Origin of the sequence: Pseudomonas sp. MWU349 (genome assembly GCF_017947325.1) — a bacterium.
Classification (GTDB): Bacteria; Pseudomonadota; Gammaproteobacteria; order Pseudomonadales; family Pseudomonadaceae; genus Aquipseudomonas; species Aquipseudomonas protegens.
The window spans coordinates 22,286-37,677 of sequence record NZ_JAFEVP010000009.1 but is presented as its reverse complement, the minus strand read 5'-3'; the positions used below and the strand labels follow the sequence as shown (position 1 = coordinate 37,677).

Genomic DNA, 15,392 nt, shown 5'->3' with positions numbered 1-15,392 from the left:
CTGACTAATAGTAATCAAGGTTTAATTCGTTATTTCAAAACCTGATTTGAAAAAAAATTCAAAACCCCACAAGAGCCGACAACGCACATTACTTAGTACGCTTTTGAAACGGATTTTTCTATATATCCAAATTTCATAATATTTATAACAAAGCAAAAAACTGCCCGCCGCCTATGCCACCTCCCCGCATTCATTGAGCAAAAACAAGCTGCGCCAAACTTCTTGCAAGGCTTTCAGCAGAGCCTCCCCGGATTAAATACGCACTTGCCCCGGCGCCTGAAGAAATACCGTGCTAGCCCGTTCGTTCAACTTACTTGCAAAACCCTCGGCCTTGACTAAGTTGATAGCTACTCGCCACTGAAGTGTTCTTCAGTCGCCAGAAGACCAATAAAAACCGTCGAGGAATTCAATAACCAGACGCCCTCCTGCCCTACCCAGCTGACACTGACACGGAATCCAGTCATATCAATCAAGAGGGACGCTTGATGAAGCGCAGCTCGTTGTCTCGTGCCTTTTCACTCAAGGGTGCGGCCGAAAATTACTGGCTCTCGTTATTACTATTCTCGATCCTGGTTATCGCCAGTTTCCTGTTGTTTGAACAGCAGATCCAACAGCTGCTGAGTCACCTGGGCACCTTCCTTCCTACCGATCCCGTACAACGCCTGAGCCTGGCCCTGCTGCTGGTAACCCTGTTGGCCCTGGACGTGCTGCTGCCCGTGCCCTCCAGCCTGGTGGCACTGCTGGCCGTGGCGGCCCTGGGTGCCATTGGCGGCTACCTGGTGATCTTCATCGGCCTGTGCCTGGGGGCCAGCCTCGGCTACTGGCTGGGGGCCGGCTACTTCCGCCTACTGTCCAACTGGCTGGGGCTCAGGACCTGGCAACCGGGGCAACTGGCCTATCGCCTCAGCACCCTGTCCCTGGTGTGCCTGCGTGGCGTGCCGGTGCTGGCAGAGACCTCGGTGCTGGCCGCCGGCATGCAACGTTATCCGCTGCGCCAGTTTCTCCTGGTCACCACCCTGGCCAACGCCGGGCTGGCCCTGGCCTATGCCGCCATCGGCAGCCTACTGGTGGAACAGAACGCCCTGCTGGCGACCATTCTCGCCAGCATGGTGCTGCCCGGGCTGTTCCTCGGCACCCGCAGCCTGCTCAAGAGCCGCCTGGCCCAGCCCCGGCACGATCAGGCGCTGCCTCTGGAGGGCCGCTTCCAGGTGAGCTACCACTACCCGGTGCTGTTCACCGATCACATCTTCCGGGCCGACAACCCCTGCCTGCACCAGCAATTGACCCGGCAGAACCCGGGGCGCACCACGGTGCTGGTGTTTGTCGATGAACAGCTGCTGCTCTGCTCGCCCCAGTTGCCGCAGCAGATCGACCACTACTTCAGCGCCCACGCCGCCGACCTGCATCTGCAGGCCGCACCGATCGCGGTGCCGGCGGGCGAATTGAGCAAGACCCCGGACGTGCTCCAACTGCTGTACGCGCAGATGCTGGAACACGGCCTGGATCGCCACTGCTATGTGCTGGCCCTGGGCGGCGGCGCAGTGCTGGACGCCGTGGGCTATGCCTGCGCCACCTTCCACCGGGGCATGCGCCTGATCCGCATCCCGTCCACCGTGCTGGCGCAGAACGATGCCGGCATCGGGGTGAAGAATGGCATCAACGCCTTCGCCCAGAAAAACCTGCTGGGGGCCTTCTACCCGGCCACAGCGGTGATCAACGACTTCCAGCTGCTGCTCAGCCTTTCCCACCGGGACCAGATTGCCGGCCTGGCCGAAGCGGTCAAGGTTGCGGTGATCAAGGATGCCGCGTTCTTCCAGTGGATGGAGCAGCAGGCCGAAGCCCTGGCCGGTTTCGAGCACAACGCCAGCCGCTACGCCATTCGCCGCTGCGCCGAACTGCACCTGGGCCATATCACCGGTGCCGGCGATCCGTTCGAACGGGGCAATGGCCGCCCTCTGGACTACGGGCACTGGGCCGCCCACAAGCTGGAGAACCTCAGCCAGCATCGCTTGCGCCACGGTGAAGCGGTGGCCGTGGGCATGGCCCTGGATGCGCTGTATGCCAACGCCATTGGCCTGCTCTGCGACGCCGACTGCCAGCGCCTGTTGCGACTGCTGGACAGGCTCGGCTTCAACCTGTGCCCGCCGGAACTGAGCCAGCGGGACAGCCAGGGGCGTTCGCCGATCCTGGTGGGCCTGGAGGAGTTCCGCCAGCACCTGGGGGGCCAGCTGTCGATCCCGATGCTCAACCGCCTGGGCCAGTCGGTGGATGTGCACCAGATCGACATGCCCCTGATGGAACAGGCCCTGCTGCGCCTGGCAGGTTTCGGCGGGCCGGACTTCGCCTGGGGCCCGGGGTGCGCGCAATGACCCAGTCGTCGCTGACCACCTGGCTGACCCTGGGTCGGGTGTCCAACCTGCCAACGGTCTGGACCAACGCCCTGGCCGCCGCACTGCTGGCCAGCAGCGCTACCACCCTGGCGCCGCCCTCGCCGCTGGTCTGGACACTGCTGCTGGTGGCGCTCTCGGCGCTCTACCTGGCGGGCATGCTGCTCAACGACCTGATGGACGCCGACTGGGACCAGCAGCACCACAACCCGCGGCCGATCGTTCTCGGCCTGGTCAGCCGCGCCCAGGTCCGCCTGGCCACTGCCGCGTTGCTGCTGCTGGCGGCGCTGGCGGTCCTCGGCCTGAGCCGGATGATTGCCCAGCCACACTGGCTGCTGGCCAGCGCCGGATTGCTGCTGCTGTTTATCCTTGGCTACAACCTTCTGCACAAGAAATATCCCCACAGCGTCTGGCTGATGGGCGGCTGCCGCTCGGCGCTGTACCTGACCGCCGCCGCCAGCCTGGCCATGCCGCCCCAGCCATTGTGGCTGTGCGCCGCGCTGCTGGGCACCTACATCGCCGGCTTGACCTACCTGGCCCGCCTGGAGCATCGCAACCAGTTGCTCAGCCGCCTGCCGCTGCTGCTCATGCTCAGCCCTCTGCTCCTGGCCGCCTATGCCGGCAACAGCGTGTTCTGGCTGGTCCTGCTGCTATGGCTGGGCTGGTTGGGCTGGCACTACCGGCGCCACCTGGCCAACCCGCAACAACGGCAGATCCGCGCGTTCATCGGTGCCGGGCTGGCCGCCCTGCCGCTGTTCGACGCCCTGGTGCTGGCGGTGGCCAACCAGCCCTTGGGCAGCCTGCTGTGTGTGCTGGTGTTCTTTCTGCTTCCCCACCTTCAACGCTGGATCAAGCCGACATGAACATGGACCCCATCGCCCCTGCGCCGCCGGCGCTTGTCATTCGCCATAGCGCCTTCGCCGAGCGCCAGCAATTGCTGGAGCGGCATCTGGACAACGACAGCCGAAGCTGGTGGCAGCAAGCCCGGGAACAACTGGCCCGGCAGCCCTCGGCCAACACCCTGATGCTGCTCAGCAGTCAGTGTCGGCGCCGCTTGGCGAGCGCACCGCTGGCCCCCAGCCCGGACTGCAACCGCACTCAACTGGCCCGGGCGCTGCTGCTTGCGCAGTTGCTGGAGCAGCAGGCCGGCGCCGGGCAACTGGCCCTGTTGCGCCAGCTGTTTCTCTGGGGCGACGACCAGGAAAAGGCTGCCCTGCTCAAAGCCCTGGATGACCTCGACAGCCAGGGCGCCAGCCTCGACCTGGCGCTCCAGGCCGGGCGCACCAACAACCGCGAGGTGTTCGCCGCCATCGCCCTGGACAACCCCTTTGCCGCGCGCCACTACCCGGACCGGGCCTTCCACCAACTGGTGCTCAAGACCCTGGGCATGGGCCTGGACAGCCGCCGCATCCACGGCCTGGCAGAACGGCGCAGCGTCGACCTCAACCAGTTGGCCCTGGACCTGATGGAAGAACAGCTGGCCGCCGAACGCGAGGTCGCCGACGGCCTGCCCCAGGCCATTGCCTTCGAGCTGTTGAGCCCGGCCCAGTTGCAGCGCCTGCGAGGCCTGTACCAGCAGGGACGATTGCCTGCGCAATGGCGCGACCACTTCCCGGCAGGCGGTTGAACTCCGCCAACTGAGCCCACGATTTTTCCCGCACTCAAGCAAGGAGCCACCATGGCGAAGTACTTCGACCCGCACATTCATATGGTCAGCCGCACCACCGACGACTACCAGAACATGGCCGCCGCCGGCATCACCGGGGTCATCGAGCCTGCGTTCTGGCAAGGCCAGGCGCGCACCAGCGTCGGCAGCTTCATCGACTACTTCGACACGCTGCTGGGCTGGGAGCGCTTTCGCGCCAGCATGTTCGGCATCCACCATTTCTGCACCATCGGCCTCAACCCCAAGGAAGCCAACGACCTGTCGGTGGCCAACGAAGTGCTGGAGATCCTGCCGCGCTACCTGGTCAAGGACGGCGTGGTAGCGGTAGGGGAAATCGGCTACGACGACATCACCCCGGAAGAAGATCGCTTTCTCGCCGCGCAACTGGAACTGGCCAGACAGTTCAACCTGCCGGTGCTGGTGCACACCCCGCACCGCGACAAGATCGGCGGCACCAAGCGCACCCTGGCGGTGATCCGCGACGTGGGCATCGCCGAAAACCTGGTGATCATCGACCACCTCAACGAACTGACCCTGCCCCTGGTGCTGGACAGCGACTGCTGGCGCGGGCATTCGATCTACCCCAACACCAAGATGTCGGAACAGCGCATGGTGGCCCTGCTGCAGCAATACGGCAGCGAAAAAATGGTGGTCAACAGCGCTGCCGACTGGGGCATCAGCGACCCGCTCAAGGTGCCCAAGACCGGCCAGGCCATGCTCGCCGCCGGCTTCAGCGAAGCCCAGGTGGAGCAGGTGCTGTTCCACAACCCGGTGGATTTCTTCGCCCAGAGCGGGCAGTTGGACAAGCAACTGGTGAGCACCCCGCTACCGATCGACCAGCGCCGCCAGTGGCAGGACAACTCGGCCCTGAGGGGCCAGGAACCGGTGGTCAAATGAGTACCCGGGCCGGCTGGAACGCCGCGCAGATCGGCTATTGCAGCAACGTGCACCCGGCCCGTGACGTGGCCGGCCTGCGGGCGTCGATCCAGGAGCATTTCCAGGGCGTGCGGCGTCAACGTGGGCTGGCGGTGCAGGACAGCGGCCTGTGGATCAGCGCCCAGGCCGCCGCCGAACTTCAGGTGCCAGAGGTGCGCGAGGCCTTCATCGAACTGCTGCACGATTGTGGCCTGCGGCTGACCTCGCTCAACGGCTTCCCCTATGGCCAGTTCCATGAAGGCGCGGTGAAGGCCGAGGTCTACCGGCCTACCTGGGCCGAACCCCAGCGCCTGGAATACAGCCTGCAACTGGCGCATCTGCTGGCCGCCGCTCTGCCCCTGGATTGCCAGCAGGGGGTGATTTCCAGCGTGCCCTTCGGTTATGCCGCCACCTGGGACGAGGCCCAGCAGCAACAGGCCGAAACCCACCTGCGGCGACTGACCGCCGAGCTGGCCAGCCTGCATCGCAGCAGCGGCAGGAAGATCCTGGTGTGCCTGGAGATGGAGCCGGATTGCGTGCTGGAAAACACCGATCAGGCCCTGGCCTTTTTCAAGCACTGGCAGGCCACCGATCCCCATCATGGCTACCTGGCGCTGTGCTTCGACGTCTGCCATCAGGCGGTGGTCTTCGAAGACTGCTACCAATCCCTGCAACGGCTGCTGGATGCACGGGTTCCGGTGGGCAAGATCCAGCTGTCCAACGCCCTGATCTGCCAGTTGCCGTTTGCCGATCGCCCACGCCGCCAGCAGATACTGCAGGCCCTGGGCAACTTCGCCGAAGCCACCTACCTGCATCAGGTCAAGGCCCGGAATGTGGCCGGGCAGCTACTGGCCTGGGCCGACCTGAGCGGGGCCCTGGACGCCGCCGAACCGGCCCTGGGGCAATGCCCCGAGTTGCGCATTCACTTTCATGTGCCGCTGTTCAGCGAACAGTTTCTACTGGCCGAGCTCAGCGGCAGCCAGCAGGCCTTGCTGCGCACCTTCGACTTTCTCGCCGCGCACACGGACTTCCAGCCGGTGCTGGAGGTGGAAACCTACAGCTGGAACGTGCTGCCCGGTGCGCTGCGCCCGGATAGCGAGCAGGCCTTGCTGCAAGGCATCGCCGCTGAACTGCAATGGGTCGAGGGCCAACTGCGCCAGCGGCATCTGTTGCGTGCCCACTCGTCTGCCCTGGAGGCGCCGGCCCATGCCTTCTGAACGCCCACGCCAGCCCTTGCTGCTGATCAATGTGGTGGGCCTGACACCCAGCCTGCTGGGGCCGGCCACACCGCGGATCAACAACCTGCTGCAGCGGGCGCGGATGGCCCGGCTGCGCCCGGTGTTCCCCGCCGTGACCTCCACCGTGCAGGCCTCGATCCTCACCGGGCTGCCGCCTTCGGAACACGGCATCGTCGGCAACGGCTGGTATTTCCGCGATCAGGCCGAGGTGCGTTTCTGGCTGCAGCCCAACGCGCTGATTCAGGGTGAAAAGGTCTGGCAGGCGCTGCAACGGGAGATCCCCGGCCTGCGCTGCAGCCAGCTGTTCTGGTGGTTCAACATGTACGCCCAGGTGGAGGCGGCCATCACCCCGCGCCCCCACTACCCGGCCGATGGGCGCAAGATGTTCGGCCTCTATTCGTCGCCGCCAGGGCTGCACGAGCGCATCGAGCAGCAGATCGGCGAGTTCCCCTTTCCGAGCTTCTGGGGCCCGGCCGCGGGGATCGCCTCCAGCCGTTGGATCGTCGACTGTGCCATCGCCGAGTTCCAGATCAGCCGCCCCGACCTGCAACTGATCTACCTGCCGCACCTGGACTACAGCCTGCAACGCCTGGGGCCGGAGCATCCGTCCATCAGCGACGAAGTGCGGGCCATCGACCATGAAGTCGGGCGCCTGCTGGATTTTGCCCAGCAGCAAGGCGCGGCCGTGATGCTGGTCTCCGAATACGGGATCGAGGCGGTGCAGCAGTCCATCTCGATCAACCGCGTGCTGCGCGAGCAAGGTCTGCTGCAAATACGTCGGTCACTGAGCTGGGAACTGCTGGACCCCGGCGCCAGCGCGGCCTTCGCCGTGGTCGACCACCAGATCGCCCACGTCTATGTGCGCCAGCCCGAGGACATCGCCCGGGTCAAGGCCCTGCTGCTGCGCCAGCCTGGTATCGAGCAGGTGCTGGACAGGAGCGAGCAGCAGGCCTGCCAGCTCGATCACCCACGCAGCGGCGAACTGGTGGCGGTGGCCGCCCCGGGCTTCTGGTTCGATTACTACTACTGGTTCGACGACCGCCTGGCCCCGGATTTCGCCCGCACTGTGGATATCCACCGCAAGCCGGGCTACGACCCACTGGAGCTGTTCATCGACCCGGCGATCCGCTTTCCCAAGCTGCGGGTCGCTCGCCGGCTGCTGCAGAAGAAGCTCGGCTTTCGCTACTACATGGACCTGATTCCCCTGGACACCTCACTGATTCGCGGCAGCCACGGACGCTTGCCCAGCAGTGCCGAGGTAGGGCCCCTGCTCATCACCGATTGCGATTTACCCCTGCCGGCGCACCTGCCGGCCACCGCGGTAAAGCACCTGCTCCTAGAGCATTTCCTAGGGCGCCCCTATGACGATACGGCTCAGGCCAAGGAGATTCCATGCGGCGAACCATCCCTATAGTCGTGCTCGGTGTGTTGAGCGGCCTCGCTCACGCACAGACCACGCCCACCTTCAATTGCAGCAACTTCCTGACGTTCAATGGTGACCAGGCCGGCACCCTGAGCACCTTCAAGCAGAGCCCGGAAACCATGGCGTGGAACTGGTTTGTGTGCCTCAACCAGCCGGCTGCCAACCAGAGCAATCTGGTCTGGGAGACATTCAAGCCTTCCGATCAGGTCTATCTGTTGAAGGGGGCCCCCCCCCTGCCCTACTCGGACCACGAGAACCTGCCGAGCGAAGTGCCGGAGCTGGCAAAAAAACAAAACATGGACCCCAAAGGGCTGTTTCAGTTTCTCGGCAACGACATGGCAGGCAGCCCGCAGAACGGCATCCAGCAGGTGGATGGCCTGGCCTTGAAGATGCGCAGTGATCCGCCGGTCCCACCGTCGAAACACGAACAGTTGGTACGCTTTCACCTGTTGATGGGCGAGGACACCTTCAACTACATCGTCACCAACAAGATCTACAACCGGGATGGCCTGGCCAAACTCACCAGCAACCTGGACTTCCCAAGCACGGCCTGGGAACTGAAGACCTCCTGGTTCTGGATTGGCACCGACCAGAACTTCAAGACCCTGTTGACCCAGGACGGGTACTACATCTCCCAGGCCTATTACGTGGACAGCACCGGCCAGTATCAGGTGGGCTATGCCGCCCTGAGCGGCATGCACGTGATCAACAAGCTGACCCCGGACTGGGTCTGGACCACCTTCGAGAACCGCAACAACCCCAAGTACACCGTCACCAACGACACGCCGCCCAAGCCCATGACCAACACCACCGGCCCCACCGAGGCAGCCAAGCCGGTGAACAGCAGCTACCAGCAGCAGTACCCGAATCTGGCGCAGTACGAACTGATCGGCGTGCAGTACGACCGCCACCAGGCCGAGCCCAAGCTGCTGGCCAACTCCCAGCTGGAGTCGGCATTCCAGGGCACCTCATCGTGCCTGGCCTGCCACAGCACTGCGGCCTATTCGACGAAGAAGAACAGCTTCTTCTCGTTCAACATCGACCACACAGGCGGAATCCTCTACCCCACCAGCGTACTGCCGGACAACGACTTCATCGGTTATCAAAAGCTGGATTATGTCTGGTCGCTCAAACGCGCCCAGTGGAAACGCTAAGGAGAGCAGCCCATGAGCGTCTTGAACTTTCCACGGATCTACCTCAACGGTTTCATGTTCTGGAACCCGCCGACCTTCAACAACAACGATGTACTGCCGCTGTATGACGCGGTGAAGATGCAGATGAACTGGCGCTTCTTGAACAAATACGAGATCAACGACAAGAATGCCCCGCAAACGCTGATGCCATGGGCCATCGCCCCGCTGGCCTACCAGAACGTTCCGGACTACGTGCTGCAGGTGCCCACCAATGGCGATCCCAACAGCTACCCGATGATTCCCGCCGAATGGGATCTGTTCGGTGACAACGCCTGCGGCACCGTGAACTACCAGCAGTTGCGCTCGGTGATCATCGGCGGGGAATCCAAGGTCGACAGCTACATCGACAGCGACCCGCTGATCAACAAGTCCTACCAACTGCTGGGCAATCCCTTCGGCAACCCGAGCCCGACCGCCGCACGCTTTGTCGATGTCAGCCCCTGGCAGAACACCTTCACCGCCCTGTACTTCGACAAGCTGGTGCTCGGCGACGCCACCTGTGGCCTGACCCTGAAACACACCTACCGCATGCTCAACCGCTTTCTCGACTTCAACTGGGGCGCCTTTGGCGGCCTGGTCTACGTCACGGCCACCTGGCAGACCTGCTTTCCCAAGGACCAGCTGGAATGGGTCATCGGCGACTCAAAACTGCTGAAAAACCTGCAGGATGAAATGCTCAGCCAGAACGCCCAGGGCCTGATGATCAGGTTCACCACCTACCTGACGGTCTATGACCAGAACGGCCTGTTCAACGACTTCAAGAACGTCGACAGCCATTCCAAGGCGCCCTGGGACATGTCCAGGCTGCAGATGCTCTATCAAATGGGCCTGGACAACCCGACCGAAACCTTCTTCAACCCGGCCTACAGCCGCACTGCTGGCACCCTGGGCCTGTGGTTCGCCAACGAGTTCCCCACCGCGCCGGGCGGCCAGCGCCTGGCGCCCAAGGATCCGGTGCCCTTCTACAAGAAGGTTCCGGGCGATACGGTGATCCACCAAAAAGACCAGCGGGTCAACCTGGGCGTGCTCAGTGCCCAGCTCAACGGCAGTACGCTATCGCTGGACCTGGGCAATACCTTTCCGATCTACCCGGCCGTCCATGACGGCCCGGCCGCCCCCGATCTCGATGGCCGCAATAATGCTATTCCGGTCGCCGCCAAGTTCCATGTCGGCGACTACGAGCTGGGGGTCCAGCAGGGCAGCAACTTCGAACCCCTGACCAGCATCGGCTTCGACCAGTATCAGCAATCGGCCTTCGACAAGCGCTCCGGCCTCTTGGACCTGCCCCTGGACGCCGGCGCCCAGGCACTGCTGAAAAAAGGCAACCTGGCGCTGCGGCTCAAGGGCACCGACACCATCGCCGCCCAACAGCAGATGTGGACCGCGGAAGTGATCGAGAGCGGCAGCTTCATCGACGTCGGTGACAGACGGACGCTGAACATCATGGTGCAGAGCAACGGCCAACCGGCACCGGCCGGCACCACCTTGTGGGTCGCCGAGTACAACAACGCCTTCATGCTGACCACCAGCAACTACTACCTGGCGTTCAGCAATCCGGCGGATTTCGTGCTGATCACCGACTATCCCGATGCGCGAGCGAATAACCAGCCGGGCATGCCCCAGTTCAGCGACGGCTCGCAGCATCCGAGCCTGCTCAGGGAGGGCAGCGGCAGGCGCCTGAGCGCCATGATGGTGAGGGATAGCAGCGCGTGCGATGAGCCGGTCAGCAACGCCATCACCTATCAGGAGTTCCTGAAAACACCGGCCGCTGTCGATCTGAGGCCCTGCCTGAAATTCGACAACCCGCAACCGATGACCGGGACACTGGACAATGACGCCGGCCTGGGCGCCACCGTGAACTACAGCCTGACCAGCATCACGACCAATGCCGACGGCATTGCCCAATTGACGGTGCAGGCCGTGGCGCCGGGCTTCCCCACCCTGCGCTTTTTCATTCAGGACGATCCGGCGGGCATTCCGTTCAGCTTCTCCTACACCGACGCCTTCACCGACTTCCTCTCGCCGTTACGGGTGCTGCCGCAAGAGCCGCAGATGCTCAAGGACTTCATCACCTACTGGAACGGTGTCTGCAAGTTCGACGACGCCAACGTGCGGATCTGGAACGGCTTCATCTTTCCGCAAATCCTCCAGCCCTTCTATTACCTCTACCCGATCATGAACAAGTACATGCCGCTCAACTCCCTGCAACGCATCGAGGGCGCGATCGAGCAGTTCATCACCCTGATCAGCAAGGAGTACCAGGAGGCCAGCACCCTGGCCATGCCCATCACCCGGGACCTGCCCCAGAGCCGACGCCAGGTGCTGGAGATCTGGGCCAAGGACCTGGTGAGCACCGGCTACCCGCCGATCCAACTGAACCTCGACGACTATCAGCAAGGCTGAGCCGCAACGGCCCTGCAATGGAACCCCGGGCGCTCAACGGCGCCCGGCTTTTGCAAAGGAGAGTCAGATGAATACCAGCTTCCTCAAGCGCCTGCTGTTGGCGGCCCTGCTGTTGGGTGCCGGCCAGACACTGTGGGCCCAGGAATACCCCGACAACGTCTACTTCAACATGGGCGTGCACAACGACAAGGGCTGCGACGCCAAGACCAACAACTGCATCGCCAAGCGCAAACCCGGCGAGCCGGCCGATCCGCTCTACCCGACAACCTGGGTCAGCGACTGGATCATGTATCGGGTCACCGCCAACTACGTGAAGAGCCCACCGCCCTACAGCAGCCCGCCCAGCACTCTGAAACCCGCCGACTACACCGTGTCCCGGGGCACCAGCTACTACGACAACGACTATGTGCCCGCCGACAAGGATGGCACCGGGGCGATGATGGAGCACTACGAGAAGTACTGCCTGCCGATCTTCCCGATCAAGGACAACAACTACACCTGCTCCTTCGTTTCCCTGGGCAACAAGGCCTACTTCCTCACCTACCCCGAGGACAGGCCAAAGGACATGCCGGCCTGCTGCATGTTCTCGCCCATGAACCATCCGCCGCGCCGGGACTTCATCAAGCACCTGCCCTACAGCGCCGCCCGCAGCCAGCATCTGGATGGCAGCGTGCAGGCCTACGCACTGGAGATCCCGGTCAAGCCGAGCCCGATTCTGTTCGGCTATGCGTTCTACAAGAAGGCCAGCAGCGACGGCCCGGGCCAGCCGGCCTATCAGCATCCGCAGTCGTTCTACTTTTCCGGCGATGCCAGCGTCGCCAACGCGCCAATCGTCAGCCAGAACTACCTCAACTGGCGCACCGAGAAACCGGATCCGGCCAAGACCTGGGACCAGGTGGCGAAGATGTGCCCGGCCAACCCGCCGGACTGCCAGCTCTTCACGCCACCGCCATCGCTGAAGAACGGTGCGCGGCCGCAGTGGAACCAACTTTCGCCTCCCTCGCCATGACAGGAGCCGCCTCATGAACACTTGGAGCCGTTTCACCGCCCTGTTGTTGCTTGGCCTGGGCAGCCAGCAAGCCAGCGCCCTGCAGCCCAGCACGCCGGAAGCGCAGACCACTTGCCCGCCCAATGCCGTGGTGCCTGCTGCCGGCGCCTCCCAACAGGCTTTCGATCAGTACAGCTGGCAGATGTTCATCAACCTGAACTGGCCGGCCAAGGCGGGCCAGCGCGGGGTTGCCGATTGCAGCAAGCCTCTGGGCAGCCCTGGCGATACCGTGTGGCAGAGCTACAAAGGCGTGAATGAGGTTTTCCTGCCCCAGGGGCAAGACCCGGGGCCGTGGGACTCGGCACCCATGGCCAAGGTCCTCAAGCTGATCAATATCGCAGGGCGCAAGAACACCGCAACGGCCAACGACAACCAGGCCGTGGGCGGTTGGCTGATCGACCAGAACGGCAATCCGACCTATTACCAGATTGCCGCCAACCAGGTCTCCTACGACTACATCGTCAGCAACCAGTTCTACAACGCCGATGTCGTGGCCAAGGCCAGCAACATCAACTTCCCCAACGCGACCAACGAGATCAAATCCAGCTGGCGGATACTCACCGCCAAGGATGACCCCAGCCGCTACCTGCACATGCAGGCCCAGATCACCACGTTCGACGCCCAAGGCGTGGCCAACGGTACGGCTCAAGCGACGCTAGGCCTAGTGGGGCTGCACATCATCAACAAGGTCGAGGGGTTTCCACAGTGGATCTGGTCGACCTTCGAGCAGGTCGACAACGTGCCGCCCAAGGTCAAGCAGGGGAACCAGTGGGTCAATCAGCCGCAACAAGGGGTCGCGTACTCCTACTTCGACGCGAAGGCGCCTGCCGACAAGGTCAATCAGACCCCCTGCAACTGGACCCTGCAAAATGGCCACATGACTTGCACGCCAAAACCGGGGATGAGCTTCACCACCCCCAACCCCCTGGATCGCTTCACGCCCTTGACCGAAGCCACCAACAAGCTCAACAGCGAGTACCAGGCGCTGCCGCAGGTACAGGCCTCCGTATTCAAGTACTACCAGTTGATCACCACCCAATGGAGTACCCCGTCCAACCCTGGCGCGCCCATGGGTCAGACGACCCCAGAACTGTCGGCCAACGTGACCATGGAAAGCTACATCCAACCCAACAGCAGCTGCACCAACTGCCACTCCATGGCAACGCCGATCAACAGCCTGCAAAAGGCCGATTTTTCCTACCTGTTCAAGTTCGCCCGGTCCCCCAGCAGCCCAACCACCAAGAGCAAGGAGTGAATCATGAGTATTCTCAATGGCCCACGGCTGAACTTCTGGGGCGGGATCGAGGCCAACGTCAGCCTGCCCAACAACTCGCCCACCATTCCCAGCGACCCCACAAATCCCCACAGCAAAGAGACACTTTCACTCTTCGACCTGACCACCTCGACCCTGTACCCCGAGGCCGAGGTCTACAGCGACGAGCAACTGACCGAGATGATCAATGCGCCGACAGGCCACTACTACACCGCCGGTGGCTGGAACCACTACGGGCAGCATGTCGTCACCCTGGACAGCGTCGCCATCAGTTCCCAGGGCACGCCCGGCAACATCAGCACCCAGGGCGATCTCGTCGGCGAACCTTTCTACCTGCTGGGTTCGACGGACCCGATCACCGGCGCCCCGCCAGTGACCGGGCCGATGATGGTCGACCTGGACCCCACCGGCAGTATCAGTTCGCAGATTTTTCTCGGTGGCCTGCAGATCGGCAATAGCACGCCCCCGCAGTTGCTGGTCAAGGGCAATACGGTGTGCAGCAGTTATGACGTGACCATCCGGATTCTCGACCCGGAGCTGGATGCACCGGGGTCCAACCGTATCAGCGGCAGCTTCCAGGTCACTTTTCCTCGCGAGCAGATCGTCAGCTACAACAAGGACAATCCGCTCCTGCGCTCCATCATCGAGGCCCCCGGTGCGACCGGCATCGTCGTGCGCTTCGTCATGTTCGAGATGTGCCCGAAAATGACCACGGCGCAACTGGACGCCGACTACGCCGCCCACCAGTACACCTCCAACCCAAGCATTGGCCGCGTGGTCGGCACCCTGGCTCCGGCCTTTGCCGGAGAACCACTGATCGTCACCGGCGGGCGCCAGCTCATCAATCCATCGTCACGTAGCGCAGGCTACGCGAGTGTGCTCGAGAACAATCTGTTGAGCATCGACATGCTCAATATCATTCCCAAGCAGGCGTTTCGCAGCGTTCGAACCGACAACACCTCGCCCATCGGCCCCAATGCGAACTTCGGCGATGTCTCGATCAACCTTGGCTCGACGACACTGACGACCCTGGATCCGCTCAAGACTCCGCTGTCGGACTACTACGTGTATGGCGGCATCCTTGACCTGCCGCTGACGCCCACACAACGCCAGTTGGCCAATCAGGAGCCAATTGCCATCAAGGCACCGCTGACGCGCTACTACCCCTCCGACCCCGAGCCCAAACCGATCAATATCAACGCCATTGAACAGACCTATCGCCTGACGTCCGATCAACGCAATTTGTATCTGGAGGATTACCCCAAGGGCCTCGAGATCACCCTGAACTTGAGCCAGCATGGACAACCCGTCACCGAAGACACCGTGATCACCATCAGCTCCGGCCCCTCAAACGGCAGCACGGATGCCCCTTACAAAGATCCTCAGTTCTGGGACTTCCTGGAGTTCGAGCCCAGACAAACAGTCAAGGCCGGCCAATCCAGCGTGAGCTTCAAGGTCAGCCTCAAGCCCGGCTCGGCAGCACAGGCTGGATTTGTCACCTTGACCTGCGCAGTCGAGCACGGAAAATCCAACGGTTTTTTCATCAACCTGCGCAAATACGCCATCACCGATTTCGGGATCGCGCCGGGCAGCACCGTCACCTGGGACCAGGTGTACAAGAACGTGCTGCGTTTTCACTACCTGGCCTTCCCCGCCATGTCCCGCTACATCGCACTCAATCAGCAGGACGCGGTCTGGGGGGCTCGCCAGATGATCCTGGCCCGCACCTCCTCGCAATACCTCGGCACGACCTTGTACATGCCGGTGGTGCGCTCGATGTCCGCCAGCCAGAGAGCCTTGCTCAAGTGCTGGTTCACCAATGAGCCCTGGCAGCCACTGCAGTGAT

The 15,392-nt window shown here is 62.8% G+C and carries 11 protein-coding genes; all 11 read left to right on the top strand.

Annotation, left to right across the window (positions count from 1 at the left end; genetic code table 11):
• The first annotated feature begins 485 nt into the window (after positions 1-485).
• Positions 486-2,369, top strand: coding sequence for a 3-dehydroquinate synthase (locus tag KCG88_RS29090; protein ID WP_047337917.1), 1,884 nt, complete (start codon positions 486-488; stop codon positions 2,367-2,369).
• Positions 2,366-3,250 (top strand): UbiA family prenyltransferase, encoded by an 885-nt coding sequence (locus KCG88_RS29085; RefSeq protein WP_210713647.1) that lies wholly within the window; start codon positions 2,366-2,368, stop codon positions 3,248-3,250. The genes KCG88_RS29090 and KCG88_RS29085 overlap by 4 nt, the downstream gene beginning before the upstream one ends.
• On the top strand, positions 3,247-4,014 hold the full coding sequence (locus KCG88_RS29080) for an EboA domain-containing protein (protein ID WP_210713646.1): 768 nt from the start codon (positions 3,247-3,249) through the stop codon (positions 4,012-4,014). Before KCG88_RS29085 ends, KCG88_RS29080 begins: the two co-directional genes overlap by 4 nt.
• A 51-nt stretch (positions 4,015-4,065) precedes the next feature.
• Positions 4,066-4,950 (top strand): TatD family hydrolase, encoded by an 885-nt coding sequence (locus KCG88_RS29075; protein WP_210713645.1) that lies wholly within the window; start codon positions 4,066-4,068, stop codon positions 4,948-4,950.
• A complete protein-coding gene (gene eboE, locus KCG88_RS29070; protein WP_210713644.1) occupies positions 4,947-6,185 on the top strand; it encodes a metabolite traffic protein EboE in 1,239 nt (412 codons plus the stop codon). Before KCG88_RS29075 ends, eboE begins: the two co-directional genes overlap by 4 nt.
• On the top strand, positions 6,175-7,620 hold the full coding sequence (locus tag KCG88_RS29065) for a nucleotide pyrophosphatase/phosphodiesterase family protein (RefSeq protein WP_210713643.1): 1,446 nt from the start codon (positions 6,175-6,177) through the stop codon (positions 7,618-7,620). Before eboE ends, KCG88_RS29065 begins: the two co-directional genes overlap by 11 nt.
• Positions 7,599-8,783 carry a hypothetical protein gene (locus KCG88_RS29060; RefSeq protein ID WP_210713642.1) on the top strand — a complete coding sequence of 395 codons (1,185 nt, stop codon included), beginning with the start codon at positions 7,599-7,601 and terminating at the stop codon, positions 8,781-8,783. The genes KCG88_RS29065 and KCG88_RS29060 overlap by 22 nt, the downstream gene beginning before the upstream one ends.
• A 12-nt stretch (positions 8,784-8,795) precedes the next feature.
• Positions 8,796-11,225 carry a hypothetical protein gene (locus KCG88_RS29055; RefSeq protein ID WP_210713641.1) on the top strand — a complete coding sequence of 810 codons (2,430 nt, stop codon included), beginning with the start codon at positions 8,796-8,798 and terminating at the stop codon, positions 11,223-11,225.
• Between the two features lie 67 nt (positions 11,226-11,292).
• A complete protein-coding gene (locus tag KCG88_RS29050; protein WP_210713640.1) occupies positions 11,293-12,234 on the top strand; it encodes a hypothetical protein in 942 nt (313 codons plus the stop codon).
• Positions 12,235-12,247: 13 nt separating this feature from the next.
• A complete protein-coding gene (locus KCG88_RS29045) occupies positions 12,248-13,528 on the top strand; it encodes a hypothetical protein (protein ID WP_210713639.1) in 1,281 nt (426 codons plus the stop codon).
• A gap of 3 nt (positions 13,529-13,531) precedes the next feature.
• Positions 13,532-15,391, top strand: coding sequence for a hypothetical protein (locus KCG88_RS29040; protein ID WP_210713638.1), 1,860 nt, complete (start codon positions 13,532-13,534; stop codon positions 15,389-15,391).
• Position 15,392 lies beyond the last annotated feature (1 nt).

What these genes read in the sequence shown, in the direction of transcription:
- eboE (WP_210713644.1), top strand. Translation starts at nt 4,947, where the DNA reads ATGAGTACCCGGGCCGGCTGGAACGCCGCGCAGATCGGCTATTGCAGC.
- KCG88_RS29090 (WP_047337917.1), top strand. Translation starts at nt 486, where the DNA reads ATGAAGCGCAGCTCGTTGTCTCGTGCCTTTTCACTCAAGGGTGCGGCC.
- KCG88_RS29085 (WP_210713647.1), top strand. Translation starts at nt 2,366, where the DNA reads ATGACCCAGTCGTCGCTGACCACCTGGCTGACCCTGGGTCGGGTGTCC.
- KCG88_RS29040 (WP_210713638.1), top strand. Translation starts at nt 13,532, where the DNA reads ATGAGTATTCTCAATGGCCCACGGCTGAACTTCTGGGGCGGGATCGAG.
- KCG88_RS29065 (WP_210713643.1), top strand. Translation starts at nt 6,175, where the DNA reads ATGCCTTCTGAACGCCCACGCCAGCCCTTGCTGCTGATCAATGTGGTG.
- KCG88_RS29050 (WP_210713640.1), top strand. Translation starts at nt 11,293, where the DNA reads ATGAATACCAGCTTCCTCAAGCGCCTGCTGTTGGCGGCCCTGCTGTTG.
- KCG88_RS29060 (WP_210713642.1), top strand. Translation starts at nt 7,599, where the DNA reads ATGCGGCGAACCATCCCTATAGTCGTGCTCGGTGTGTTGAGCGGCCTC.
- KCG88_RS29055 (WP_210713641.1), top strand. Translation starts at nt 8,796, where the DNA reads ATGAGCGTCTTGAACTTTCCACGGATCTACCTCAACGGTTTCATGTTC.
- KCG88_RS29080 (WP_210713646.1), top strand. Translation starts at nt 3,247, where the DNA reads ATGAACATGGACCCCATCGCCCCTGCGCCGCCGGCGCTTGTCATTCGC.
- KCG88_RS29075 (WP_210713645.1), top strand. Translation starts at nt 4,066, where the DNA reads ATGGCGAAGTACTTCGACCCGCACATTCATATGGTCAGCCGCACCACC.
- KCG88_RS29045 (WP_210713639.1), top strand. Translation starts at nt 12,248, where the DNA reads ATGAACACTTGGAGCCGTTTCACCGCCCTGTTGTTGCTTGGCCTGGGC.